This is a genomic window from Halomonas alkalicola, assembly GCF_030704205.1.
GTDB classification, from domain to species: Bacteria; Pseudomonadota; Gammaproteobacteria; order Pseudomonadales; family Halomonadaceae; genus Halomonas; species Halomonas alkalicola.
The window spans coordinates 1552826-1578697 of record NZ_CP131913.1 but is presented as its reverse complement, the minus strand read 5'-3'; the positions used below and the strand labels follow the sequence as shown (position 1 = coordinate 1578697).

General features: G+C 68.3%; 23 protein-coding genes and 1 pseudogene. 11 read left to right on the top strand and 13 right to left on the bottom strand.

Translation table 11 applies throughout. The features are described 5' to 3' along the window. Positions 1–152: 152 nt before the first annotated feature. The 3 genes from B6N23_RS07490 to B6N23_RS07480 all read left to right on the top strand — a co-directional run bounded on the left by B6N23_RS07490 (position 153) and on the right by B6N23_RS07480 (position 4358). Positions 153–905, top strand: a complete 753-nt coding sequence (locus tag B6N23_RS07490; protein ID WP_305503337.1) for an HAD family hydrolase — start codon at positions 153–155, stop codon at positions 903–905. A 62-nt stretch (positions 906–967) separates the two neighbouring features. Next, complete coding sequence (locus tag B6N23_RS07485) at positions 968–2563, top strand: methyl-accepting chemotaxis protein (protein ID WP_305503335.1); 1596 nt, start codon at positions 968–970, stop codon at positions 2561–2563. Positions 2564–2612: 49 nt separating this feature from the next. Then, positions 2613–4358: a GGDEF domain-containing protein gene (locus B6N23_RS07480; protein ID WP_305503332.1), complete on the top strand. Its 1746-nt coding sequence runs from the start codon at positions 2613–2615 to the stop codon at positions 4356–4358. Between the two features lie 12 nt (positions 4359–4370). Here the strand turns inward: B6N23_RS07480 and B6N23_RS07475 are convergent, their stop codons facing one another. The 3 genes from B6N23_RS07475 to B6N23_RS07465 are packed head-to-tail and all read right to left on the bottom strand — an operon-like array spanning position 4371 to position 8171. Continuing rightward, positions 4371–6014, bottom strand: coding sequence for an ABC transporter permease (locus tag B6N23_RS07475; protein ID WP_305503330.1), 1644 nt, complete (start codon positions 6012–6014; stop codon positions 4371–4373). A 53-nt stretch (positions 6015–6067) separates the two neighbouring features. Then, entirely contained in the window at positions 6068–7033 is a 966-nt protein-coding gene (locus B6N23_RS07470; RefSeq protein ID WP_305503328.1) for an ABC transporter substrate-binding protein, read from the bottom strand. A 40-nt stretch (positions 7034–7073) separates the two neighbouring features. Continuing rightward, positions 7074–8171 (bottom strand): ABC transporter ATP-binding protein, encoded by a 1098-nt coding sequence (locus B6N23_RS07465; protein ID WP_305503326.1) that lies wholly within the window; start codon positions 8169–8171, stop codon positions 7074–7076. 224 nt (positions 8172–8395) lie between these two features. Between B6N23_RS07465 and B6N23_RS07460 the strand changes: the two are divergent. Further along, a pseudogene (locus tag B6N23_RS07460) lies at positions 8396–8515 on the top strand (porin); the annotation flags it as partial. Positions 8516–8688: 173 nt separating this feature from the next. Here B6N23_RS07460 and B6N23_RS07455 read toward each other — a convergent pair. Next, positions 8689–10008 (bottom strand): IS1380 family transposase, encoded by a 1320-nt coding sequence (locus B6N23_RS07455; protein WP_119023480.1) that lies wholly within the window; start codon positions 10006–10008, stop codon positions 8689–8691. A gap of 91 nt (positions 10009–10099) precedes the next feature. On the opposite strand from B6N23_RS07455, the gene B6N23_RS07450 reads away from it, so the two are divergent. After that, positions 10100–11029 (top strand): porin, encoded by a 930-nt coding sequence (locus tag B6N23_RS07450; RefSeq protein WP_305503323.1) that lies wholly within the window; start codon positions 10100–10102, stop codon positions 11027–11029. 256 nt (positions 11030–11285) lie between these two features. Here the strand turns inward: B6N23_RS07450 and phnE are convergent, their stop codons facing one another. Together phnE and B6N23_RS07440 are read right to left on the bottom strand one after the other, a co-directional pair. Next, a complete protein-coding gene (phnE, locus tag B6N23_RS07445; protein ID WP_305503321.1) occupies positions 11286–12086 on the bottom strand; it encodes a phosphonate ABC transporter, permease protein PhnE in 801 nt (266 codons plus the stop codon). After that, a complete protein-coding gene (locus tag B6N23_RS07440) occupies positions 12043–12696 on the bottom strand; it encodes an ATP-binding cassette domain-containing protein (RefSeq protein WP_379688487.1) in 654 nt (217 codons plus the stop codon). The genes phnE and B6N23_RS07440 overlap by 44 nt, the downstream gene beginning before the upstream one ends. On the opposite strand from B6N23_RS07440, the gene B6N23_RS07435 reads away from it, so the two are divergent. Together B6N23_RS07435 and B6N23_RS07430 are read left to right on the top strand one after the other, a co-directional pair. Next, the gene (locus B6N23_RS07435) at positions 12673–13410 is read left to right on the top strand and encodes an SIR2 family NAD-dependent protein deacylase (protein WP_169957441.1); all 738 of its coding nucleotides are present in this window, start codon (positions 12673–12675) and stop codon (positions 13408–13410) included. The genes B6N23_RS07440 and B6N23_RS07435 overlap by 24 nt on opposite strands. Positions 13411–13464: 54 nt before the next feature. Then, the gene (locus B6N23_RS07430) at positions 13465–14259 is read left to right on the top strand and encodes a tRNA-uridine aminocarboxypropyltransferase (protein WP_305503316.1); all 795 of its coding nucleotides are present in this window, start codon (positions 13465–13467) and stop codon (positions 14257–14259) included. Positions 14260–14411: 152 nt separating this feature from the next. On the opposite strand, the gene B6N23_RS07425 is transcribed toward B6N23_RS07430, so the two are convergent. The 7 genes from B6N23_RS07425 to def all read right to left on the bottom strand — a co-directional run bounded on the left by B6N23_RS07425 (position 14412) and on the right by def (position 21889). Further along, positions 14412–15656: a TraB/GumN family protein gene (locus tag B6N23_RS07425; RefSeq protein WP_305503314.1), complete on the bottom strand. Its 1245-nt coding sequence runs from the start codon at positions 15654–15656 to the stop codon at positions 14412–14414. Between the two features lie 65 nt (positions 15657–15721). Beyond that, a complete protein-coding gene (locus tag B6N23_RS07420) occupies positions 15722–17170 on the bottom strand; it encodes a TrkH family potassium uptake protein (protein ID WP_305503312.1) in 1449 nt (482 codons plus the stop codon). 13 nt (positions 17171–17183) lie between these two features. Continuing rightward, entirely contained in the window at positions 17184–18557 is a 1374-nt protein-coding gene (trkA, locus tag B6N23_RS07415; RefSeq protein WP_305503310.1) for a Trk system potassium transporter TrkA, read from the bottom strand. A gap of 100 nt (positions 18558–18657) precedes the next feature. Beyond that, positions 18658–18864 carry a dodecin gene (locus B6N23_RS07410; RefSeq protein ID WP_110068383.1) on the bottom strand — a complete coding sequence of 69 codons (207 nt, stop codon included), beginning with the start codon at positions 18862–18864 and terminating at the stop codon, positions 18658–18660. Between the two features lie 31 nt (positions 18865–18895). Next, a complete protein-coding gene (gene rsmB, locus B6N23_RS07405) occupies positions 18896–20266 on the bottom strand; it encodes a 16S rRNA (cytosine(967)-C(5))-methyltransferase RsmB (RefSeq protein WP_305503307.1) in 1371 nt (456 codons plus the stop codon). Continuing rightward, positions 20263–21267 carry a methionyl-tRNA formyltransferase gene (gene fmt / locus B6N23_RS07400; RefSeq protein ID WP_305503305.1) on the bottom strand — a complete coding sequence of 335 codons (1005 nt, stop codon included), beginning with the start codon at positions 21265–21267 and terminating at the stop codon, positions 20263–20265. The genes rsmB and fmt overlap by 4 nt, the downstream gene beginning before the upstream one ends. A gap of 109 nt (positions 21268–21376) precedes the next feature. After that, on the bottom strand, positions 21377–21889 hold the full coding sequence (gene def / locus B6N23_RS07395; RefSeq protein WP_305503303.1) for a peptide deformylase: 513 nt from the start codon (positions 21887–21889) through the stop codon (positions 21377–21379). A 173-nt stretch (positions 21890–22062) separates the two neighbouring features. Between def and B6N23_RS07390 the strand changes: the two genes are divergently transcribed. The 4 genes from B6N23_RS07390 to hemF are packed head-to-tail and all read left to right on the top strand — an operon-like array spanning position 22063 to position 25872. After that, entirely contained in the window at positions 22063–23172 is a 1110-nt protein-coding gene (locus B6N23_RS07390; RefSeq protein WP_305503302.1) for a LysM peptidoglycan-binding domain-containing protein, read from the top strand. Between the two features lie 9 nt (positions 23173–23181). Beyond that, positions 23182–24294 carry a DNA-processing protein DprA gene (dprA, locus tag B6N23_RS07385; RefSeq protein ID WP_305503299.1) on the top strand — a complete coding sequence of 371 codons (1113 nt, stop codon included), beginning with the start codon at positions 23182–23184 and terminating at the stop codon, positions 24292–24294. A 52-nt stretch (positions 24295–24346) separates the two neighbouring features. Then, complete coding sequence (gene tsaC / locus B6N23_RS07380) at positions 24347–24904, top strand: L-threonylcarbamoyladenylate synthase type 1 TsaC (RefSeq protein WP_169957450.1); 558 nt, start codon at positions 24347–24349, stop codon at positions 24902–24904. Between the two features lie 38 nt (positions 24905–24942). Then, on the top strand, positions 24943–25872 hold the full coding sequence (gene hemF, locus B6N23_RS07375) for an oxygen-dependent coproporphyrinogen oxidase (RefSeq protein ID WP_305503295.1): 930 nt from the start codon (positions 24943–24945) through the stop codon (positions 25870–25872).

Sequence of the window (25872 nt, the reverse complement as noted above, 5' to 3'; positions counted from 1 at the left end):
GGTGACGACGCCGTGGCGGGTCGGTGTCAGTCGGGTGGCGAAGCGGTGTCAGCTGCATGGCAGCGCCATGACATGGCCGCCGGTCACGCCGTTGTCACCCGGTTGGCTCATGCTATGGCGCTTATCGAGTTACCGGGCCACTGGAGACCGTCATGCGCCTTGCCCTCTTCGATCTCGACGACACCCTGCTGGATGGCGACTGCAGCGCGCTGTGGAACGACTGGATGGTGGAGTGCGGCTGGATCGACTCCCCCGGCGAGTATCTTGCCCGCACCCAGGCCATGAACGCGGCCTATCACGCCGGTCGTCTCAAGTTGGAGCAGTTCCTGGCGTTGACGCTGTCACCCCTGATGGGACGCCACGAGGAGGAGGTCGCCGCCGAGGTCGAGGCCTTCGTGGCCGAGCGCATCGTGCCGCGCTTCTTTCCCCAGGGGCATGCACTGGTGGCGCGCCATCGCGATGATGGCGACCTGCCGCTGCTGATCTCCGCCTCGTCGCGGCACCTGGTGGGCCCGGTGGCCAGGTGGCTGGGCATCGAGCAGGTGATCGCCGTGGAGCCTGCGCTCGAGGCCGGGCGCTTCACCGGCGCCACCACCGGGGTGCTCTCCTACCGGGGCGGCAAGGTCACGCGTCTGGAAAGCTGGCTGGCCGAGCGCAACGCCACTGCCAGCCACCTCTGCTTCTACTCCGACTCCCAGAACGACCTGCCGCTGCTCAACCGGGTGGACCGCCCCGTGGCGGTCAACCCCGACCCCGTGCTGGCCGAGGTGGCCCGGGTCGAGGGGTGGGAGAGACTGGATTGGCGGTGCTCCGCACACACTCGGCGTCATTCCGTCGCTGCTGCTCCGGTGACGAGTTTCGCTGAAGTCGAAGCGGCAGTAGGACGTGGACACCAGCAGATCTGAAGCGATCGCTTCGTCTTTCGTCCGTGATTTGGACAGCTTTCCTGCTAGGCAGGTAATAGAGGATGACAGTGTCGGCATTTGAAAATCTTCCGATTCGCTACGCCGGTCTGGCAATGCTGGTCGCCGCGGCCTCTCTGGTGCTTTTCTCCGGAGGCCTGGCATGGAGGATCATGCAGGAGGGTGGTCGAAACCTGGAGCGGCTGGAGCATATCCATGTGCAGCAGGCATCCAGTCTGAACAGGCTGCATATCTCGGCCCTCGAAGGCCTCAACCTGATGGATCGGGCGCTTGAAAGGCAGCTTCGTCCCTCCCTGGGGGATCCCCTTCAGGCCATCCAGGATGTAGAGCATGAGCTGTCGGAAATACGGGTTGCCAGGGTAAGGCTCGAAAGCTCCATAGCAGACCATGGGCACACGAACCCAGAGCTGCATGCCGCCATCGATGTGCAGTCAGCTCATCTTCTGGCGCTGATGGAAGAGCAGCTGGGGGCCATCCGGTCCGGTGATCGGGCGGCCTATCGTCAGGTCACTGGCGAGGCCGTCGTCGCGAGCCGCGACCTGTCGGCATCTTCGCGGGACTTCTACCGTAGTGCCGAAACTCAGGTCGGAGAGCTGCTGGAAAACGCCAGAGGTCAGGCCACCCGTTTCGGATGGATACTGGCTGTGGGGGGTATCGCGGCCGTGCTCTTCCTGACGCTGCTTGCCTGGCTGGCTGAGCGGTATGCGCTGATGCCGCTGCGCAGGCTGGTAACACACTTTCGCACCATGGCAGGGGGCAACCTGGCGCTGGATATCGAGCCTATGGGAGACAATGAGATCGGCCAGCTATACACCGAGCTTGAGTCTCTGCGTGCGTCGCTGGCCGAGACGGTGGAGCAGCTCCATCTCAACAGCTGCCAGGTGCTTGGCAGCGCGCACCATATCAGCCATGGCAATGCGGAGCTTGCCTCTCGAACCCACCAGCAAGGGCGCGCCATCGAGCAGGCGTCATCGACGCTGGGGACGCTGACGGAAGCGGTCGCCAGGACGGCGGAGCATACCTCGAGAGCGTTTCAGCTGACGACCAGTACGGTCGAGCAGGTGCGTGGTTCGAGCGCTGTCATCAAGGATTTTGTGGCTACCATGCAGGAGATCCATGCTCGCTCTCAGCGTATCAATGAGATCGTGACATTGATCGATGCCGTGGCATTCCAGACCAATATTCTGGCACTCAATGCCTCGGTGGAGGCGGCAAGGGCGGGTGAGAACGGCAAGGGATTTGCTGTCGTGGCCAGTGAAGTACGAGTGCTGGCGTCGCGCAGTGCCGACGCCGCCCATCAGGCCCAGGCCCTGCTCTCCTCCTCTTATCAGAGTGTGGAAAAGGGCAACAGGCTATCCAGTCAGGCTGAAAGCAGCATGTCGCGCATCCTGCAGGAGACAGAGGCGCTGGATGCCCTGATGGTAGGTATCAGCGAGGCCTCAGAAAGGCAGCGTGATGGCATCGTCCAGTTCAGTGCAAGCGTGCGCGAGCTGGAGCTGGCCAATCAGGCGAATGCTCGCCAGGCCGATATCACACGACATGAGGCGGAAGAGCTCGAGAGCGCCGCCGGCCGGATGAGCCAGCAAGCGGCTCGCTTCAGCCGGGAGCCAGCGACAACTGAGGTGCTGTCATCTGACTGACACCCATCCGTCTTATGGTCTCGAGCTTTCTGCATGGGGCGAGGATGCCATGGTGAACGAGCAGGCGCTGCTGGACGAGATCATTGCCAATGAGGAGCTGGCGCCTCACTTCCAGCCCATCGTGGACGTTGCACGGCGTGAGATTCACGGCTATGAGGCGCTGATAAGGGGCCCGTCCGGGACTCTGCTCCATGCCCCTCAGCGGCTCTTCGAGGTCGCGCTGCAGACCGGGCGGCTGGTGGAGCTGGACCTGCTCTGCCGGCGCATCGCCATCGAGCGCTTCGTGGCGCTGAGGCTCGAGGGCAAGCTGTTCCTCAATGTTATGCCCGCGACGCTTCTGGAACGAGACTTTCGCGAAGGGCTGACGCTGGGTTTTCTTGACCGCGCCGGCCTGGCCCCCGGGCGCGTGGTCATCGAGCTGACCGAGCACCACCCCATCCTCGACTACCAGGCCATGCGCCAGGCCATGCAGCACTATCGCGACATGGGCTTTCGGGTGGCCCTGGATGACCTGGGGGCCGGCCACTCCAGCCTGCGCCACTGGGCCGAGCTCAGGCCCGATATCGTCAAGCTGGACCGCCACTTCATCTCCGGCATCGACACCCGGCCGGACAAGCGCGAGTTCCTGCGCTCGCTGCTGGATGTGGCGCGCAGCCTGGGCTGCGAGCTGATCATCGAGGGGGTCGAGACCGCCGAAGAGCAGCGCTGCCTCTGGGAGCTGGATCGCAGCCTCGCGTTGATGCAGGGCTACTACTTCGCACGGCCCAGCGCCGAGCCACCCCGCGAGATGAGTGCCCTGCTGCCCATGCATGAGCTGCCGGCCTCGGCACCGCGGCAGACCGCCGGTGCGCTGATGGTGGCGGTGCCACCCGTGGCGCCGGAACTGCCCGTGGCCGAGCTGGCGGAGCGTTTCCGAGAGGAGCCCGGGCTGCGCTGCGTGGCTGTGGTCGCCCAACACCGGCCCGTGGCAGTGGTGCGGCGCCACGAGTTTCTGACCCTGTTCACCAACCCCTATAGCCACGCGCTCTACGCGCGCAGGCGTGTCAGGGACATCGCCGACCGGCGGATGCTTGGCGTCAGAGTGGATACCTCGCTGGAGGCCCTGAGTCAGCGCATAACCGATGCGGGCGGCCTGCAGCAGGAGGACTTCGTTATCGTCGATGCCGAGGGGCGCTACCTGGGTATGGGCAATATCATCGACCTGCTGCGCGAGATCACCACTATCCAGGTGCGCCAGGCGCGCAACGCCAATCCGCTTACCGGCCTGCCGGGCAACATCCTGATCCAGGAGAGCTTGGCGGAGCGGCTCCGGCAGGAGCGGGCGTTCGTGGCCGTCTATGCCGATCTCGACAACTTCAAGGCCTTCAACGACTGCTACGGCTATGCCGAGGGGGACCGGCTGATCCTGGCGCTTTCACGGCTGCTGCTGTCACACCTGAGCGAGGCGGAGGATTTCCTGGGGCATGTCGGCGGCGACGACTTCATGCTGCTGCTCGGCGGCCCACGCTGGCGCGCCAGCTGTGAGCAGGTGCTTTCCGACTTCGCGGCGCTGGTCCCGGACTTCTATCAGCCTGAGCACTGCGCTGCGGGCGGGCTTACGTGCGAGAATCGCCGCGGAGAACCGGTCTTTCACCCCCTGGTCAGCCTATCGCTGGCGGCCCGTCCGGTTCATGCCGGGGAGGGGGTCAGGCCCGCCCAGCTGGCTGCCGAGCTTTCCGAGCTGAAGGCCCAGGCCAAGCGCCGGGCGGGCAATACGCTGTTTATCGACCGCCGCCGCCACGCCTGCCAGGCATGACGGCGGCGAGGGTCACCCCGCGATCGGCAGTCGCTTGCGGCTGAACACCGTCAGTGCCACCAGCAGCGCCGTGGTGGTGAAGATCGCCACGGCGCTCATCGCCATGCCGACGCCGGGGGAGCCCTGCTCGAATTGGCCGAACACGAAGGTCGAGACCGTGCGCATGCCGGCGGGCGCCACCATCAGTGAGGCGACGAGTTCACGAGAGGCGATGGCGAAGACCAGCAGCATGGAGACGATCAGGCTCGGGGCCAGGGTCGGCAGCAGGATGCGCCGGAAGGCGGTGAAGAAGCCGGCGCCGCACACCCGGGCCGCGGCCTCCAGGCTCTCGCCCATCTGGCGGAAGGCCGCCGAGGCGTAGCGCACCGGATAGGGCAGCAGCAGGCAGGCATAGGCGAGCAGCAGCATGGCGCCGGTGTTGTAGACCTGGATCGGCCACCAGTTCTGGTTCCAGGCCAGGATCAGCCCCACCGCCACCACGATGCCGGGCATGGTATTGGGCAGCAGCAAGAGCAGGTCGAGCAGCCCCTTGCCGCGCAGCTGGGCGCGCACCACCAGGTAGCCCACCAGGGCCCCCAGCACCCCGGTGAGCAGCGCCGCACCGATGGCAAGACCCAGGCTGGTGGAGAGCGCCTGCAGGGCGCCGCCGCGGTTGGCGAACAGCGCCTCGAAGTGGCGCAGCGAGAGGTTTTCCGGGGTCAGGCCGCCGGAGAGAGTGCCGGTGAAGGCGGTGGCCAGCACGGCGAGTAGCGGCACGCCCACCGAGACCAGCCCTACCAGCCCGAACAGCGCCAGCACCGGCCAGCGCCAGGGGCCCAGCTCGATACGCTCCACCGCCGCCGGCTTGCCTGTCTGGCTGACGAAGGAGCGTCGCGTCACCAGCCAGTGCTGCAGGTAGAAGGCGGCCATGGCCAGCATCATCAGCAGCAGCGAGAGCACCGCCGCCTCCGGGATATCGATGGGCCAGTCGGAGAAGCGCTCGTGGATGCCGGTGACCAGCACCTTGTATCCCGCCTGGGCGCCCAGGGTGGCCGGCGTGCCGAACTCCTCGATGGTCAGGGCGAAGACCAGCAGCAGGCTGGCGGCGATGCCGGGGGTGGAGAGCGGCAGGGTGATACGCCAGAAGGCGCGCCAGGCCCCGGCGCCGCTGACCCGGGCGGCCGAGGCGTAGCGTCCCCCGACGCTCATCATGGTGCGTGACACCGCGAAATAGACCACCGGGAAGACGTTGAGCACCATCACGAAGACGATGCCGAAGAAGGAGAACAGGAAGCCGCTGGCGGAGAACCCGGTGAGCTGCTCGGCGTAGCCCCGCGGCTGCAGTGTCAGCATCCAGGAGAGGGCCGCGATGTAGGGCGGGATCATGAAAGGGATCAGGAAGATGAGATCCCAGGCGGCGCCGCCGGGCACCCGGGCCAGGGCGCGCAACGCTCCCAGCGGGATGGCCAGCAGGGCACAGGCGACCACCACCGCGAGGCCCAGGCGAAGGGTGTTGCCGAGCAGCCCCAGCAGCGCCGGGTCGGAGAGCAGCGGCATGAACAGGCCGAAGGCGCCGGCGAGCTCCCCGCGCGACCAGCCGGGAAAGATCGCCTGCAGCACCACGTAGAGCAGCGGCAGCCCCACCAGCAGCAGCAGGGCGGCGGCGGTCAGCAGCATGACGACGCCTGCCCCGGTGAACCGGGGCAGGCGAGAGACGACAGGTACCGGCATCAGCTCCCCGTGGCCTCGCGGAAGCGGGTGAGGATGGCGTCGCGCCGGGCATTCATGGCCTCGCTGTCTACCTCGATCAGGGTCAGCTCCTCGAGGGTCGGGCGTAGCGCCTCGATATCGGTGCGGGCCGGCATCAGGTAGCTGTCGGCGACCCGCGCCTGACCCTGCTCGGAGAGCACGAAGTCGACGAACCGCTCGGCTTCGTCGGGCATGGAGGTGGAGGCGAGGATCATCATCGGCCGCGGGGCGATCACGGTGCCGCTCTCGGGGAAGATCACCTCGATGGCCTCGCCCTCGGCCTGCTGGCCCAGGGAAATGTAGTCCACCGCGCCGAACACCACCGACTTGGCGCCCTGCAGCACCGGGTTGAGGGCGCGGGCGTTGGGGCCGGGAACGATCATGTCATTGTCGGCGAGCGCTTCCATCAGCGTCCAGGTGGCCTCCTCGCCCAGGGCGGTTAGCAGGCCGGTGATCAGCTCGAAGGCGGCGCCGGACTGGGCCGGGTCAGGCATGGTCACCTGGTCGCGGTAGGCCGAATCGGTCAGGTCGCTCCAGTCGGCGGGGGCCGGCACGTCGCTGTTGCGGTTCCACACCAGGGCCAGGGCCGAGACTCCCTGGGCCACGTAGTGGCCGGTCTTGAGGAAGTCGGGCACCGTCTCGGCGTTGGGCGAGAGGTACTCGTGCAGGAGGCCATCCGCGTGGAGTGATTCGGCACTGTCCCAGGAGGCGGAGATCACCACGTCGGCCAACGGATTGGCCTGTTCGGACTCCAGGCGTGCCATCACCTGGCCGGTGGTGCTCTGGAAGACGTTGACCTCGATGCCGGTCTGGTCGGTGAAGTCGGCGGCGAGGTCCTCGATCAGCGCGCCGGGGCCGGCGGAGTAGACGGTCAGCGCGCTGGCCGTGGCCAGGCCCGGCAGGGCGAACAGGCAGGCGCCTAGGGCGAGGGGTTTCAGGGGGAACATGGGAGTCTCCGGGATCAGAGAGTGAGCGGGAGTGTCGGAATCAGCCGGTGGCGGTGGCCGTCACGTCGGCGTGGGGCATCAGGTCGAGCAGGTGCGCCCGGTCATCCCAGGCGCGCAGGGCGGTCACATCGAGATCGATCCCCACCTGGCAGCCACGCTCCGGGGCATGGGAAGCATGCAGCTTGAGGGCGCTGCCATCGGCCAGGGTGAGCTGAAGCGACAGGTGTTCGCCCTGGAACAGGCGGCCGGTGATGCGCGCTCGAAGCAGGCCGTCATCGGGGGCGCAGAGGCGCAGGGCCCGGCGCGGCAGCAGCAGGCGCACGTCGCCTCGGTAGCCGCAGGCCGCGGCCATCGGCAGCCGGGTGTCGGCGATGGCCAGGCCGTGAGCATCGAGCCGACCGTCGAGCAGGGTGCCGGCGTCCACGAAATCGGCGATGGCCGGCGTAGCCGGGGTGTGGAAGAGCGCCTCCGGCGAATCGACCTGCTGCAGGCGGCCCTGCTGCAGCACGGCGACCCGGTCGGCCAGGGCGAAGGCCTCGTGCTGGTCGTGGGTGACGAACACCGCCGTCAGGCTGAGCTCCTCGATCAGGCCGCGGATCTCCAGTGCCAGGCTTTCCCGCAGGCCCTTGTCGAGGTTGGAGAGGGGCTCGTCCATCAGCAGCAGGCGGGGCCTGGCGACGATGGCCCGGGCGAGTGCCACCCGCTGCTGCTGGCCACCGGAGAGGGCGCCGGGGGCACGCTCGGCGTAGTCGGCAAGCCCCACCACCGAAAGCGCCCATTCCACCTGGGGGCGGCGTGCGTTGGGCTTCACCCCCTGCATCTCCAGCGGAAAGGCCACGTTCTGGTAGACGCTCATATGGGGCCACAGGGCGTAGTCCTGGAAGACCATGCCCAGGCGGCGGTCGTCGGGGCTCAGGTGGCGGCCGGGAGCGGCGACGCACTCGCCATCGAGGTGAATCTCGCCGTCATCGGCATCGGCCAGGCCGGCGATGCAGCGCAGCAGGGTGGTCTTGCCGCAGCCGGAGGGGCCCAGCAGGGCCAGCACCTGGCCCCGGGGCAGGGCGAGATCGATGCCACCCAGGGCCAGGGTGTCGCCGAAGCGCTTGTGGAGTCCTGCAATTTGTAGTGCGTATTTCATGTGAGATCCGGCTGAAATATCGTCCCACCTTACGTTGATCGTCTTTCATTTCTGTGAAGCTCACTGCAAGCATGAAATCGTCACCTTCCTGACATGATCCCGGGATATCGTCCTCGGCCATACAACAAGAAGCCACGAATGGCTCGTCTTCCAGGTCGGCGCTATTCGCCGAGCGAGGAGGCATCCCTTTGCATATCCCAAGAGATCATTCAAGGAAACCTATCATGTTCAAGAAGTCCCTTATCGCCACCGCCGTGGTCGGCGCGCTGTCCACCTCTGCCGTCGCCCAGGCGGCCACCGTCTACGATCAAGACGGCACCAAGGTCGATATCTACGGCCGCATCAACTACCCCGGATATTGCACCGGGCCGGCCAGACGCTCTCAGGTTTCAGGCCCGGAGAGTGTGATCCCTCTCCGGGCCTGAAATTGGCTACATATTGATCAAATTACTGAGTTCAAGACGCACTGCCCCCAACCCCCATGTGTTTTCTGTGCCGGGGACAGCACGCCGCGGCGCTACCCAGGCACCAGTTTGCCAGCCAGCTTCAGGAAGAGGTCCTGCTCCGGGTACTGGCTGCTCAACATCAGCCGAATCGTGCGCGTGTTGCGAGTGATGACGGCGCCGATCTTCAGCAGCTTCAGGCGGATGGTATTGACCTGGGCCTGGGCGAAGGCGGTGCGCTTGAGGTAAATCCGACGCAGTCGTTCCAGAAGCAGATAGGCCAGCCCCGAGAGCAGTAGCCGGTACTGGTTGGGCCACCACTCGTGGCAGCTGGTGCGGTCGGAGAACAGGAACTGCTGCTCCTTGATGCGGTTCTCCATCTCGCCCCGGGCACAGTAGCGGTGGTCATAGAGCCACTCGGCGCTGCAGCCGCGCAGGCTGGTGACCACGTAGCGGGTGTTGAAGCCACGCCGGCTGGTCTCGGACTTGACGATCACCCTTCGTCGACGCTCCTTCCAGCTCTTGGCAGCGTACTCGATGAAGCCGAAGACACGTTCCTTCTCCCAGCTCTTCTCGAAGCGGATGGCCGATTCGTAGTCGATGTCCAGAGCCAGCTTGGCCAAGCGCTTGTTGCCGGCGAGGCCGATGATGTAATCGACGCCATGGCGGTCACACCAGTTGAGGATCAGCGGACGGCAGAAGCCGCTGTCGCCTCGGAAGACGATCTTCACCTCAGGCCACGCCTGGCGCAGCCGCCGGACCAACAGAGCGAGGATGGCACCGGCGTGGTGAGCGGCATCCAGCGAGGCCGGACGCAGGTAGCTGACCAGCAGCTGGTCGCCACAGAACACGAACAGCGGCAGGAAGATGTAGTGGTTGTAGTAGCCGTTGAAGTGCCGCCCGAGCTGCTGGCCATGCACCCGATCGTCGGTAGCATCGAAGTCGAGGTAGAGCGGCTTCTTGGGTGGCCGCCGGAACGAGCGGATGAACTGCTCGATCATCTCCTCGTGGATGGTGATCGCCCAGTCCCGGTCAGCTTGCTGCTCGAAGCGGCACAAGGTGGACTGACTGGCCAGCACGCCATCGGTATCGACGGCGGTCTGCAGGGCGATATCGTGACGCAACGCATGGTGGTCATTGAGATCCTCATAGCCCAGTGCCAGGCCGAACACGCGCTGCCGGACCAGGGTTTCGGTGCGGTGCAGGCAGCGCTGAGCGTCGCGCTCGTCGCTGAGTCGGCGAGCGACGGCGCAGGTCAGGCCCATCTCGCGATCGAGCTGCCGCAACAGCAGGATACCGCCGTCAGAAGTGACATCACCGCCATCAAAACGGGCGATGATCTGACGACCTTTGCAGCGTGGAAAGGAGGCGGACGGCGTGGTACATTTTGTCATGGCGGCTGAGGCGGTTGATTCTTGTGTAGGAGCTTGAATTATAACCGATTTTCAGCCGCCTTTTTCATTTCCGGTGCAATATCCAGGCTACATGATCACCTCTGGCGGGAATCAGGACCTGAGCCCGGGTGCGGACAAGACCAGCGGCAGCGAGTTCCAGAACAACGGCTCGCGCTTCGGCTTCCGTGCCAGCCATGAGCTCAACAGCGACCTGAGCGCCTTCGCCCGCATGGAGTTCCGTTTCGATGCGGATGAGCGTAACAACGATGGCATCAAGGATATTCGCAACAGCTATCTGGGCCTGAAGAGTCAGCAGCTGGGTACCCTGACCATCGGCAACTTCGACAGCGTCTACTTCGAGGCCGTCAGCAGCCTGTTCGACGTCTACGAGAACGATGGCTTCATCAGCCTGGACAGCGGCTCCACCAGCTCCCGCGGCGACACCGTGGCCTACGCCTCACCGGCCTTCAATGGCCTGCAGGGCCATGTGCAGGTCAAGCACATCAGCGGCAATGACGCTACGGTGGGCGCTCAGGACAACAGCTCCACCACCTCCACGGCGGCGGCGGTCACCTACAGCTGGGAAGACCTCTACCTGGCGGCGGGCTATAACCAGTCCAGGGATGTCTCCGATCGCGGCGCGACCTATGGTGGCGGTGACAACAACTCCGCCGGCGAGGATATCTGGGGCGTCTCCGCCCAGTACAAGTTCCTGCCGAACTTCTCTGCCCGGGTCATGTACGAGGAGCTGGGCTCCGTGAACGAGGGGGCATCGGCCAGCGCCAAGAAGGAGATCGTCGGCCTGGGTGCCACCTTCAACTACGGCCAGGGAAACCTCTACGCCGACGTCTACGACGTCAGCTACGTGGGCGACATCAGCAGCAGCAACCCCTGGGCCATCGGCGTCGACTATCGCTTCAGCCCGATGCGCGTCTATGCCGAGATCTTTGACGAGGATGTCAGCGGCGAGAACATCGACGACAGCCTGCTCTACACCGTCGGTATCCGCTACGACTTCTAAGCGCTTCCTTCACGTTTTATCCCGCATGACCCTGCCGATCTTCGCCGCCAGCAGGCGGTGAGGGTCGGCAGGAGAGTCGCCCAGGATTCTCTTTCATCACCGTATGTCTCGCACTGATTCGATTCTTGCCGGCCGGGCAAACCCGCCGGCCTTTTTGGTTGCCTGCATCGAGTAACCAGGCAGCAAGGTCCGGGGAATCGGCCATGAAAAAGGCCGCCCGGAGGCGGCCAAGGGTGAGAGAAATGGAGGGGGGTGTTCAGGTCACCCGCTTGCGAATCCAGGCGCTGACCTGCTCCACGCCGATCACCACCAACAGGATGGCGAGGATCACGGTGAGGGCCTGGTCGTAGCGGAACAGGCTCATGGCGGCGGAGAGCTCCACGCCGATACCGCCGGCGCCGACGAGGCCCAGCACCACGGCGCTGCGCACCGCCTTCTCCACCGAGAAGAGGCTGGTGGCCACGAACGACGGCGTGCACTCGGGCAGGATGGCGCCGCAGACCACGCCGCTGCGCGAGGCGCCAGTGGCGGCCAGGGCCTGGCCGGGGCCGGGGTCCACTTCCTCGATACGCTCCGAGAAGAAGCGCGCGCAGAAGCCGATGGTGTCCATGATGATGGCCAGGATGCCGGCCAGGGGCCCGAGCCCCACGGCGACCACGAAGATCAGCGCCCACACCAGATCGGGCACGGTGCGCAGGGTGGCCACCAGGTTGCGGGCGATCACCCGGATCACCGGGTGGGGGCTGGTGTTGCGGGCGCAGAGCAGGGCCATGGGCAGGCTCAGGATCACTCCGAATACCACGCCGACGATGGCCATCTGGAAGGTCTCCAGCATGGCCATGGCGATCACGTCCCAGCGGGCAAAATCCGGCGGCAGGGCCTCGCCGAAGAAGGTGCCGAGGTTCATCACCCCGCGCAGCAGGCGATCCGAGTGGATATCGGCGCTGGAGAAGCCGCTGATGAAGAAGGCCGCGAAGGCCAGCAGTAGGATGAAGGCGATGGGGGAGGGGCGTTCAAGCCTGGGCGGGGCGCTGTGTCGGGACGACGCTTGGTTCATCCGGTTCGGTCTCCAGGGTCGGTTGGGTCTGATAGAGCTCGGTCAGGTCAAGGTCACCGACCTGCTGGGCGGGGCGGTCGAAGGCCAGGCGCCCGGCGCGCAGGCCGATCAGCCGCTCGCCATACTCCCGGGCCAGTTCGACCTGGTGCAGTACGCAGAGCACGGTCATCTTCCGCTCGCGCACCACCGACCAGAGCAGTTCCATCACCTCGCGGCCCGCGCGGGGGTCGAGGCTGGCCACCGGCTCGTCGGCCAGCACGATCTCGGCGTCCTGCATCAGCATGCGGGCGATGGCCACGCGCTGCTGCTGGCCCCCGGAGAGGGTGTCGGTGCGACGCGCCGCCAGATGCGCCAGGCCGACCCGCTCGGCCATCAGCACGTACTCGGAGGGGCCGGCCAGCACGATATCGACCTGCTCGAAGCGCAGGGCGTTGATGGCGGTGGTGCGGTTGCCCACCGGGAAGAACTCCACCGTCACGCCGAGCCGGGACTCGACCTCGTCGACGAAGCCCTCGTGTGGTCCTGAGCCGGCCGCAGGTGGTATTTTCAGCCCAGGTAGTTCAGATGCCCCGAGCGGAGAGAGTCGATGGCAGAACAGCGCGCGCCGCATCTGGTGGTGTTCACCGGAGCGGGGATCAGTGCCGAGAGCGGTATCCAGACCTTCCGCGCCGAGGATGGCCTCTGGGCGGATCATCCGGTGGAGGAGGTGGCAACGCCCGGTGCCTGGCGGCGGGACCCGGCCCGGGTACTGGCCTTCTACAATGCGCGCCGCGACCAGGTGCGCCAGGCGCGGCCCAATGCCGCCCACAAGGCGCTGGCGGCGCTGGAGAAGCAGGGCTTCCGGGTCAGCATCATCACCCAGAACATCGACGACCTGCACGAGCGGGCCGGCTCCCGCCACGTGCTGCACCTGCACGGCGAGCTTCTCAAGGCGCGCTCCACGGTGGACCGGCGCATGCACTATCCGCTGCCCCGCGGCGGCATCGAGCTGGGCGACATCTGCGACAAGGGCAGCCAGCTCAGGCCCGACGTGGTCTGGTTCGGCGAGGAGGTGCCCCACTTCGGGGAGGCCTGCGAGATCGTCAGCGAAGCGGACCTGCTGCTGGTGGTGGGCACGTCGCTTGCCGTGATGCCGGCGGCCTCGCTGCTTCAGTACGCGCCCTTCGATGCCCCCCGCGTGCTGGTGGACCCCGAGGCCGAGGCGCTGGCGCCGCCCGGGGTGACCCGGCTCAGCCAGCCCGCCGGCAAGGGGGTGCCGGCGCTGGTGCGCCACTGGCGGCGCGAGGGACGGCTCTGGGTGCCGGAGACGCTGCTGGCCTCCTGAAGGGCGCCTGCGGAGGTGCTAGAATGCGGCGCCTCTTTCCATGCGGTAGCCGCCATGCAGCACGACAGCCCTGACACCTGTGCCGAGCGTCCTCTGGACGGGGCGCTTTCCCATGACCCCGGAACCGCGCTTTCCCATGACCCCGCCACCGGCCATCCGCGGCCGCCCCGGCGCGAGTTCAAGGCCCGGGGCAGCTTCGTTGCGCGCTGCCCGGGCTGCCACCTGCCCGAGCTCAACTGCCTCTGTCCCTATGCGGTGAGGGCCGAGAGCGAGGCGCGGGTGTGGCTGCTGACCCACCCCATGGAGCACCACAAGCCCACCAACACCGGGCGGCTGATCCGTGACGTGCTGCCCGAGACCGAGGTCTTCACCTGGTATCGCACCGCGCCGGACGAGCGGCTGCTGGCGCTGCTGGACGACCCCCGCTACGCCCCCTTCGTGATCTTTCCGGACGACCAGCCGGACTACGCCGAACGGGTGGTGGGCATCGACGCCGTGGCCGAGGCCAAGGCCGCCGGGCGCACGCCGGTCTACGTGCTGCTGGACGGCACCTGGCGCCAGGCGCGGCGCATCTTCCGCAAGAGCCCCTACCTCGACCGGCTGCCGGTACTGCCGCTGCACAGCGAGCGGCTGACCCGCTACCGCCTGCGCAAGCCGGCCTCCGCAGCCCATCTGTGCACCGCCGAGGTGGCCGCCGAACTGCTGCGCCAGGGGGGCGACGACTCGGCCGCCCAGGCCCTGGACGACTACTTCGACGCCTTCAACGAGAGCTACGCCGCCAGCCGGCGCTTCGAGAAGATCGAAGCGCCGACGGCGGCGATGCGGCGGCTGCTGGAGCGAAAGGGATAGCGCTATAACGCAAAGCTAGGGGCGCTGGGGACAAGCCGTAGAGGAGGTCCTACGCCATGGATGGCGTCGGTAGCGTACATGGAGGTATTCACAGCGCCTCCTCGCAGGCTTGTCGCCAGGTCAGCCCCGGGCCTTAGGGGCTCCTGGCGTGATCAAGGCGAGCTGCCGAACAGGGCGCCGGCGATACGGAAGCCCGCGACCCAGGTGCCGGCGGCGGAGCCCAGGGTGGCCAGCATGAAGACCAGCAGGGTGCGCGAGACGCGGTTGCGCCACCAGCCCTTCAGCTCGGTGACGTCGTGGCGCAATGTCGAGAAGTCGCGCACCTTGGGCTTGCGCAGGTAGAGCTCGACCCCGGCGGCCACGAAGCCGGCGCCGATGGTGGGGTTGAGCGAGGTGAGCGGCGCGGCGAAGAAGGTAGCCGCCACCGTCAGGGGGTGAGCCAGGGCCACCAGGGTGGCCGCCGCCGAGAGCACGCCGTTGATCAGGAACCACTCGCCGACCAGCTGCCAGCCGAGCTCGGTGTTGCGCGAGAAGCCGATGGCGAAGCCGGTCAGCACCAGGACGGTGACCAGCCAGGGCAGCGCTCGCCACAGCTTCGAAGGCGGCGGGGTCTCCTCCAGCGCCTCGCGCTCCGCCGTGGGCGCCTCGGGCAGCGGGGTCTCGAACTCCTCGGCCATTCCCTTCAGATGCCCCGCGCCGATCACCACCAGGACATGGCGGTAGCGCCCCGGCGGGGCCTCCTCGGCCAGGCGCAGCACCATGTAGCGGTCGCGCTCGCTGATCAGCGGCGTGTAGAGGGTCTCGGATTCGGCGGCAAACTCGCTGAAGGTGGACTCCAGCACGTCGCCCTCCTTGAGGCGCTCGATCTCCGCGGCGGAGACGTCCTGGCGCGACAGCACGCTGCCCAGCAGCCCCGAGAACAGCGAGAAGCGCTGCCACCAGGGGGCGTTGTGGTAGATGCGCTTGAGGGTCACCCCCACGTCGCGGTCGATCAGCAGCAGCGGCAGGCCCGCCTCACGGCTCTCCTCCAGGGCGGCGCGCATCTCGGCGCCGGGCTCGATGCCCGACTGCTCGGCGACGCGCTGCTGGAAGGCGCCCAGCGCCAGGCTCGCTGCCACCATGCCCGCCTTGCCCTGGCGAAAGATCTCGAACAGGTCCTGGTCGTGCAGGGCGTCCGGGTTGTCGAGGCTGTGGTGTCGGGCATCGCACAGCTCGATGGCCACGGCGTCGAATTCGCCGGAACGGACCAGGGCGCGCACGTCCTGGGCGCTCTCGGCGGAGACATGGGCGGTGCCCAGCAGGGTGTAACGGGTCTCGCCCACCTGGATGACGCGGCGCGGGCCGGTCACGCCGGCCGGCGAGTCGATGGGCATCGCGGTGTCCTGGGAGTCGGTCATGGACGCTCGATCTGAAAGTGTGAGGGACCGATTATCCACGATGGGCCCGTGCCGGCCAAATCCCCTCAGCGCCGCCAGAAGGCGGGGGTGAACAGCACCAGCACGGTGAAGATCTCCAGGCGGCCGAGCAGCATGGCCATCACCAGGATCCACTTGGCCAGGGTCGGCAGGTCGCCGTAGTGGCTGGAGGCCTCGCCCAGCGCCGGACCCAGGTTGTTGAGCGCCGAGGCCACGGTGGACCAGGCGGTGACCTGGTCGACCCCGGTGGCCATCACCCCCACCAGCATCAGGAAGAAGAGCATCACGTAGACCGAGAAGAAGCCCCACACCGCCTGGGCGATGCCGTCCGGTACGCTCACCTTGCCCACCTTGACCGCGATCACCGCGTTGGGGTGGATCAGGCGCATCACCTCGCGCATCCCCTGCTTGAGGATCAGGATGATGCGGATCACCTTCATGCCGCCGCCGGTGGAGCCGGAGCAGCCGCCGACGAAGGCGGCCATAAACAGCAGGAAGGGCAGCGCCCCCGGCCAGGCCGAGAAGTCCGCGACGCCGAAGCCGGCGGTGGTGGCCACCGAGACCACCTGGAAGATGCCGTGGCGCAGGCCCCGCTCGGTGCCGTAGGTCTCGGTGAGCCACAGCGAGACCACGGTGATCACCGCCAGGCCCAGCAGGAAGAGCAGCAGGAAGCGCGCCTCGGGGTCCTGGAAGTAGTGGGTCAGCCGCTTCTCGCGCCAGGCCACGAAGTGCAGGCTGAAGCTCACCGCAGAGACGATCAGGAAGAACACACAGATCATCTCGATCACGGCGCTGTCGAAGTGGCCGATGCTGGCGTCATAGGTGGAGAAGCCGCCGATGGCCACGGTGGAGAAGCTGTGGCCCAGTGCGTCGAACCAGTTCATCCCGGCGGCCATGTAGGCCAGCATGCAGGTGACGGTCAGGGCGGCGTAGATGTACCACAGCGCCTTGGCGGTCTCGGTGATGCGCGGGGTGAGCTTGGAGTCCTTGAGGGGGCCGGGGATCTCGGTGCGGTAGAGGGCCATGCCGCCGACGCCCAGCGTCGGCAGGATCGCCACGGCCAGTACCACGATGCCCATGCCGCCCAGCCACTGCAGCTGCTGCCGGGAGTAGAGGATCGACTCGGGCAGGTGCTCGATGCCGGTGATCACCGTGGCCCCGGTGGTGGTCAGCCCCGAGAAGGACTCGAACACCGCATCGGTGATGGAGAGCGCCGAGTCGCCGGTGAGCATCAGCGGCAGCGAGCCGAACAGCGCCAGCACGCTCCAGAACAGCGCCGCGATCAGAAAGCCGTCGCGGGTGCGCAGCTCCTTGCGCGCGCGCCGGTTGGGCAGGTACATCACGGCACCGGTCACCACCGTGATGGCGATGGCGATGGCGAAGGCATTCCACTGGCCGTCGCCGAACAGCAGGGAGATCAGGATCGGCGGCACCATGGTCAGGCTGAACAGCATCAGCAGCAGCCCCAGGATGCGCAGGATCATGCGCAGGCTCATCGGTGACTCCCTGTCAGAAGAAGGTCAGGCCGACCTGGAACAGCCGCTCCACGTCGCGGATGCGGCGCTTGTCGATCACGAACAGGATCAGGTGGTCGCCGGACGCCACCACCACGTCGTCGTGGGCGATCAGCACCTCCTTGCCGCGCACAATGGCGCCGATGGTGGTGCCCCGGGGCAGCTCGATCTCGCCGATGGCACGGCCCACCACCTTCGAGGACTGGGTATCGCCGTGGGCGATCGCCTCGATGGCCTCCGCCGCGCCGCGGCGCAGGGAGTGGACGTTGACGATATCGCCGCGTCGCACGTGGGTCAGCAGGCTGCCGATGGTGGCCTGCTGGGGCGAGATGGCGATGTCGATCTCGCCGCCCTGGACCAGGTCCACGTAGGCGGCGTTGTTGATCAGCGTCAGCACCTTCTTGGCCCCCATGCGCTTGGCCAGCATCGACGACATGATGTTGACCTCGTCGTCGTTGGTCAGCGCACAGAAGATGTCGCACTCCTCGATGTTCTCCTCCTCCAGCAGCCGCTTGCTGGTGGCGCTGCCGTGCAGCACCACGGTGCGGTCGAGGCGTTCGGAGAGCACCGTGCAGCGCTCAAGGTTGTGCTGGATGATCTTCACCTGGTGGCTGTGCTCCAGGTGCTCGGCGAGGCGCTCGCCGATGTTGCCGCCGCCAGCGATCACCACCCGGCGGAAGTCGCGGTCGAGGCGGCGCAGTTCGCTCATCACCGCGCGGATATCGCGGCGGGCGGCGATGAAGAAGACCTCGTCGTCGGCCTCGATCACGGTGTCGCCGCGCGGGATGATCGGCCGGTTGCGGCGGTAGATGGCCGCGACCCGGGTATCCACGCTGGGCATGTGGCGGCGCAGGAAGGCGAGATCCTGACCCACCAGGGGGCCGCCGTAGATCGCCTTGACCGCGACGAGCTGGACCAGGCCGCCGGCGAACTCCAGCACCTGCAGGGCGCCGGGGTGCTCGATCAGCCGGCGGATATGGTCGGTGACCACCTGCTCGGGGCTGATCAGCACGTCGATGGGCACCGCCTCGTGGGCGAAGAGCCCCTTGCGGGTCAGGTAGGCGGTGGCGCGCACCCGGGCGATCTTGGTGGGGGTGCGAAAGAGGGTGTGGGCGACCTGGCAGGCGATCATGTTGACCTCGTCCTGGCTGGTCACCGCGATCAGCATGTCGGCGTCCTCGCAGCCCGCCTGGCGCAGCACCATGGGGTAGGAGCCGGGCCCCACCACGGTGCGGATGTCGAGCTTGGTGTGCAGCTCGCGCAGCTTGTCACCGTCGGTGTCCACCACGGTGATGTCGTTCTCCTCCCGGGCCAGGTGTTCGGCCAGGGTGCCGCCGACCTGGCCGGCGCCGAGGATGATGATCTTCATGGAGTCTGATGTCCGCTGGCAGCGAGCGCGGCGCCTCTTGTGCGCCGCAACAGGATGGCGGCAAGCCTAAACCAGCCGCGGGGAGAAGAACAGCACGCCATCAGTCGAGGGTGAAGCCGACCTTGATGGTGACCTGCCAGTGGGCCACGCGGCCGTTTTCCAGATGGCCGCGGGTATCGATGACCTCGAACCAGCGCATGCCGTGCAGGGTCTCGCCGGCCTTGGCGATGGCGCTCTCGATGGCCTGCTGGATGCCCTCCTCGGAGGAACCGGTCAGCTCGATATGCTTGTAGGTATGGGTGCTCATGATGCCTCCTGCGCGGGTGGTGGTCGGCCGCTCACTGCGGCCGTTTCTTCAGTCTGGCATAGAAGAAGCCGTCGTGACCGTCGAGCTCGGGGAGCAGCTGGCGGCCGGCGCCGGCGGGCCGCCCCCAGGCCACGTCCTCGGGGGTGGTGACTTCGGCATCCGGGGTGCGCGCAAGGAAGGCGGCGATCTGGTCGCTGTTCTCCTCCGGCAGCACCGAACAGGTGGCGTAGAGCAGGGTGCCGCCTTCGCGCAGCAGCGGCCAGAGGTTGTCGAGCAGGCGGGTCTGCAGGGCGGCCAGCGCCGGAATGTCGCTGGGGCGGCGCAGGCGCTTGATGTCGGGGTGGCGACGGATCACGCCGCTGCCGGAGCAGGGAGCGTCGAGCAGGATGGCGTCAAAGGGCGCACCGTCCCACCAGTCGCGGGCGGTGGCATCGCCATGGGCCAGGCGCGCCTCCAGGCCAAGCCGACCCAGGGCGTCCTCGACCCGAGCCAGGCGTTCGGCGTCGCTGTCCACCGCATGCATCTCGATGTCGAACAGCTCCAGCAGGTGGCTGGTCTTGCCCCCCGGGGCGCAGCAGGCGTCCAGTACCCGGGCGCCGGGACGCGGCGCCAGGGCCGGGCCGAGCAGCACGCTGGTGAGCTGGGCGGCCTCGTCCTGGACGCTGACGAGGCCCTCGGCGAAGCCCGGCAGCAGCTGGACGTCGCAGGGCGTCTCCAGGGTGATGCCGTCCGGGGCGTGCAGGCAGAGCCTCGCCTGGATGCCGGCCGCGGCCAGCCGGTCCAGGTAGGCCTCGCGGTCGCCGTGGCGGCGGTTGACCCGCAGCGTCATGGGCCCTGGGGCGTTATTGGCGTCGCAGATGGCGCGCCAGTCATCGGGCCAGGCCTGGCGCAGTGCCTTGAGCAGCCACTTGGGGTGGAGCATCGCCACCGCCGGGTCGCGGTCCACCTCGGCCTGGAGCTCGGCGGCCTCGCGCTGCAGGCGGCGCAGGCAGCCATTGAGCACCCGGGTGGCCCACTCCTTGCCAAGCAGGCGGGCCGCCCCGGCGGTCTCGCCCACCGCGGCGTGGGCCGGGATGCGCAGGTAGAGCTGCTGGTGGATGCCCAGCAGCAGCAGCGCCTGGACGTCGGCATCGCGCACCTTGAAGGGCTTGACCAGCAGCTTGGCGGCCAGCGCCTCGAGGCGGGGCAGGGTGCGGCAGGCGCCGTAGCAGAGCGCCTTGAACAGGGCGCGATCACGGGCCACCACCTGGTGGTCGTCGAGGCCGGTGAGCGACCCCTTGCCGGTGATCACCGGCACCAGGGCGCGGGCCGCAGCGGCGCGTACCGCCAGACCGCCGTCGTTCTCCAGTCCGCGCTTGCGTTGGTGCAGTTCGTGGGAGCGATGGCTGGGGGGCTGACTCATGCGGAGGCCTCCTCGTCATGGTGGCCCAGGCGCAGGCCAGGCGCGAAGCGCTCGGCCCGGGGACGCAGCAGCTCACTCACCGGCAGTGCCTTGCCGCCGGGCAACTGGGCCTGGGTCACTCGCAGCACCTGGTCGCCCGCGGGGCCACAGGCGATGCGCAGCGCCTCGCCGTCGTGGTCGAGCAGGGTGCCCGGTGCGGCGGGCGCCTCGCCTTCGCTGAGCCCGCTCGCCTCGGCCATCAGCAGGCGCAGGCGGTCGCCGTCGAAGGCGCACCAGGCCACCGGCCAGGGGTTGAAGGCGCGGACCCGAGCGGCCATGGCCGCGGCCGGCTCGCGGAAGTCGAGTTCGGCCTCGGCCTTGGAGAGCTTGGCGGCATAGGTGACGCCGGCTTCGGGCTGGGGCGTGGCCGCAAGGCCCGGGCCTGCCAGGGCGTCCAGCGCCTCGACGATGGCCTCGCCGCCCAGCGCGGCCAGGGTGTCATGCAGCTCGCCGCCGGTGGTGGTGGCGGTGATCGGGGTGCGCCGCACCCGCAGCATGGCACCGGTGTCGAGGCCCTCGTCCATCTGCATGATGGTCACGCCGCTCTCGGCGTCGCCGGCCTCGATGGCGCGCTGGATGGGGGCGGCGCCACGCCAGCGCGGCAGCAGCGAGGCGTGGACGTTGAGGCAGCCCAGCCGCGGCGTCTCGAGCACCTCCCCGGGCAGGATCAGCCCGTAGGCCACCACCACCATGAGGTCGGCGTCCAGGGCGGCGAGCTCGGCCTGGGCCTCGGGGGCCCTGAGGGTCTCCGGCTGATGGACCGGCAGCCCATGCTCGAGGGCGAGACGCTTGACTGGGCTCGGCGTCAGCTTGCGGCCGCGGCCCGCGGGGCGGTCCGGCTGGGTGTAGACGGCGATGACGCGATGGCGGCTGTCCAGCAGCGCCTGCAGACTCTCGGCGGCGAAGTCGGGCGTGCCGGCGAAGATGACGCTGAGGGAGTGAGAGTCGTGGGGTCGGGACATGGTTCGTGCCTGGCCGGGGAGTGGATGACCTCAATGATAACGGAGCCGGCCGCAAACGACGAAGGCCGACGCCATGGCGTCGGCCTTCCGGGGGGAGCTCGCGGAGGAATCAGGCGGGCTGCATCAGCTTGTGGCGCTTCTGCATCTTCTTCATCACCCGGTCGCGCTTGAGCGGCGAGAGGTAGTCGACGAACAGCACCCCCTCGAGGTGGTCGTGTTCGTGCTGGATGCAATGGGCCAGCAGACCGTCGGCCTCGAGCTCGTAGGGCTTGCCGTCGCGGTCCAGTGCCTTGAGGCGAACCTTGAGCGCCCGTGGCACCTCGGCGTAGTACTCGGGAATCGACAGGCAACCCTCGCTCATCAGGTCGCGCTCGTCGCCGATCGGGGTGTACTCGGGATTGATCAGCACCAGCGGCTTGTCCTGGGCATCGCTGACGTCCATCACGATCACCCGTCGGTGGACGTTCACCTGGGTCGCGGCCAGCCCGATGCCGCGGGCGTCGTACATGGTCTCGAGCATGTCGTCGACCAGTTGACGGACCTCGTCGTCGTCCGTCTCCACCGGCGCCGCCCTGGTGCGCAGGCGCTCGTCGGGGAATTCGAGGATCGGTAATTTGGCCATGGCGTTGGTTTCACCGTTATGCTGTCATTTACAGAATGACACTATTCTAGAGGGGTGCGTTCGGTGGAGAAACCGCCGAATGCACATCACGTCGATAACCTAAGACTATAGCATGCCGGCCGGGTTTGATGAGAGCGCGTCAGGGCCAGGCAACCGACGCGGGGAGAGCAGGGATGAAACAGATGAAAGAGGGCAAGGTGCGGCGCCGCTGGCCAGGCAGGGCGGCGCTGGTGCTCGGCGTGGCGCTGGCGCTGGGGGGAGGGGCCGGCAAGGCCCTGGCCCAGGGGCTCTCCTGGGACGATGGCCTGCGCGGCGATGCCCCGGACCGCTACACGGTGGTGCGTGGCGATACCCTCTGGGACATCTCCGGGCGCTTCCTGCGCCACCCCTGGCAGTGGCCCGAGGTGTGGCAGGTCAACCCGCAGATCCGCAACCCCCACCTGATCTACCCGGGCGATGTCATCTACCTCTATGACTGCAACGGGCGTCCCTGTCTGGGGCTGGAGCGCGGCCAGGGCCAGGTGCGGCTCTCACCGGAGATGCGCACCATTCCCCACCGAGAGGCGATCGAGCCGATTCCCCTGGAGGCGATCCGCCACTTCCTGCGCGACCACCGCATCGTCGACGACCCCGACGCCCTCGACGAGCTGGCCTATGTGGTGGGCGGCGACGATCGCCGCCTGCTGAGCGGCGTGGGAGATCGCCTCTATGCCCGCGGGGAGGTGGAGGGCAGCGGTCGGGTCGGCTTCTATCGGGTCGGCGAGCGCTTCCTGGACCCCTCCAGCGGCGAGCTGCTCGGCCTGGAGCTGGAGAGTGTCGGCCAGGCCCGCCGCGAGCGACAGGAGGAGGAGATCGTGGTGCTGGAGGTGACCTCTTCGAGCCAGGAGGTGCGCAACAACGACATCGTGCTGCCCCTGGAGGTGCGCGATCTGGTCACCGAGTTCATCCCCCGCGCCCCGGAGCGCGAGGTGGAGGGCACCGTTCTCGCGGTGCCGGGGGGCGTGCAGTTCATCGGCCGCCTGCAGGTGGTGGCGCTGGACCGCGGGCGCCGCGACGGCCTCGAGCCCGGCCATGTGCTGATGGTCGAGCAGCGCGGCGAGCTGGTCAGCGACCCGCGCACCGGCGAATCGCTGCGCCTGCCCGGTGAGGACGCCGGTCTGGTGATGGTGTTCCAGCCCTACGAGAAGATGAGCTATGGCCTGGTGATGAAGGCCAGCCGCTCGCTCTCGGTGGGGGATCGCGTGCACAGCCCCGAGCGCGCCCTGGGCGCCGCCCTGCGTTGAGGTAGTCGCATGCCTGCCCAGCGGCCTGGCGTCCGGGAGTGGCTGGCCCTCTTCAGGCTGCCGGGCCTGGGCGGTGCGCGGCTGGCCGAACTGGCGGCCACGGCCACCGCCTGGCCCGATGGCTGGCTGGCGCTACTGCCCCGGGAGGCCGCCACGGCGCTGCGCCTGTGGCTCGACCATCCCGGGCGCAGCCCGCTGACGGTTGAGATCGACCGGGCCGAGGCGTGGCTCGCCGCGGCCCCCGATCGTCACCTGCTCCACCCCGGTCATCCTCGCTGGCCGACCCTGCTCGCCGAGATTCCCGATCCGCCACCCCTGCTGTGGGCCTGGGGCGACCTAGCCGCGCTCGCGCCGCCGCGCCTGGCCATGGTGGGGGCGCGCCGTGCCACCCGGGAGGGGCTGGCCAATGCGGCCAGCTTCGCCCGGGAGCTAGCCGGGCGCGGCTGGTGCGTGGTCAGCGGCATGGCCCTGGGCATCGACGCCGCCGCCCAGCAGGCGGCGCTGGCGGCGGGCGGGCCCAGCGTCGCGGTGCTCGGCTGCGGCGTCGACGTGGTCTACCCGGCCCGCCACCATCGCCTGCATGAGCGCCTGCGCGAGCCGGGTGGCCTGCTGCTCTCCGAGCATCCGCCCGGCACTCCGGCGCGGCCGGCCTTCTTTCCCCGGCGCAACCGCATCGTTACCGGGCTCTCCTTCGGCGTGCTGGTGGTAGAGGCGGCCGAGCGCAGCGGCTCCCTGGTCAGCGCCCGCCTGGCCGCCGAGCAGGGCCGCGAGGTCTTCGCGCTGCCGGGCTCCATCCACAACCCCCAGGCCCGGGGCTGCCTGCGGCTGATCCGTGACGGGGCCGTGCTGGTACGCGAGGTCGACGATATCGTCGCCGAGCTGACCCAGTGGCTGCCCGCCGCGAGCCCCCGGGTGCCAGCAGACCCGCTCCCGGCGGAGGAGGGCGCCGCGTCCGGCGAGCCGCTGCTGCGCTGGCTGAGCGGCCAGCCGACGCCGGTGGATACCCTGGTGGGCCTCTCGGGACTGGGCATCGCCGAGTGCCAGCGGCGCCTGCTGGAACTCGAACTGGAGGGGCGGGTGGCTCACGCCGCCGGCGGCTGGGTGCGCCTCTCGGGGGCATGATAGAATCCCCGGCCATTCATCAGCCCAGCCTGCCCACCGCCGAGGAGTTCCCATGAGCCAGGCCAGTCAGATCGCCCATGCCGTTGTCGCCCTGCACCGTGGTGGAGTGATCGCCTATCCCACCGAGGCCGTGTGGGGGCTCGGCTGCGATCCGGACAACGACGAGGCCCTGGCGAGGCTGCTGCGCCTCAAGCAGCGTGATCCCGCCAAGGGGGTGATCCTGGTGGCGGCCAGCATCGCCCAGTTCGCCCCCTGGCTCGAGGGGCTGCCCCTGGAGCTCCACGCGCCGCTGGCAGCCAGCTGGCCGGGACCCAATACCTGGCTGGTGCCCGACAACGGCCGCAGCCATGGTCTGGTGCGCGGCGGCCACGACAGGGTGGCGCTGAGGGTGAGTGCCCATCCCCTGGTGGTGGCCCTGTGCGAGGCCTTCGGCGGGCCCATCGTTTCCACCTCGGCCAACATTGCCAGCGAGCCGCCGGCCATGAGCGCCGAGGAGGTCCGCGGGGTCTTCGGCGATGGGCTCGATGCCATCGTTGAGGGGGAGCTCGGCGGCCTCGAGCGGCCCAGCACCATCCGCGATCTGGTCACCGGCCAGCTGATGCGCGCCTGATTCCCGACATTCCCCCGCCCGGCCTCGAGGAGATCGCCTTGGCCCACGCCCGACTCGACGACGTCAAGACCTACCTGCTCGACCTTCAGGAGCGCCTCTGTGCGGCCCTCGCCGCCGAAGATGGCGGCGCGGGCTTCCGCGAGGACGCCTGGGAGCGCCCCGAGGGGGGCGGCGGGCGCTCCCGGGTGATCGAGCACGGCCGCGTGTTCGAGAAGGGCGGCGTCAACTTCTCCCATGTCTTCGGCGAGCGCCTGCCACCCTCGGCCACGGCGGCCCGGCCGGAGCTGGCCGGCCGCAGCTTCCATGCGGTGGGTGTCTCCTGGGTACTGCATCCGGAAAATCCCCACGTGCCCACCAGCCACGGCAACGTGCGCTTCTTCATCGCCGAGAAGGCGGGGGAGGCGCCCGTCTGGTGGTTCGGCGGCGGCTTCGACCTGACCCCCTACTACCCGGTGTTCGAGGACGTGGTGCACTGGCACCGCGTCGCCTGCGCGGCCTGCGCGCCCTTCGGCGATGACGCCTATCCGCGCTACAAGGCGTGGTGCGACGACTACTTCTATCTGAAGCACCGCGACGAGACCCGCGGCGTGGGCGGGCTCTTCTTCGACGACCTCAACGAGGGGGGCTTCGCGCAGTGCTTCGCCTTCCAGCGCGCCGTGGGCGACGCCTTCCTCGAGGCCTACCTGCCCATCGTGGCCCGCCGCCGCGAGACCCCCTGGGGCGAGCGCGAGCGCGACTTCCAGCTCTATCGCCGCGGCCGCTACGTGGAGTTCAACCTGGTGTGGGACCGCGGCACCCTGTTCGGGCTGCAGAGCGGCGGGCGCACCGAGTCGATCCTGATGTCGATGCCGCCCCTGGCGCGCTGGGAGTATGCCTGGACGCCGGAACCCGGCAGCCCCGAGGCGCGGCTCTACGACGACTATCTGCGCCCTCGGGACTGGCTGGGCGAGGCGGGTCTCGATGACTGA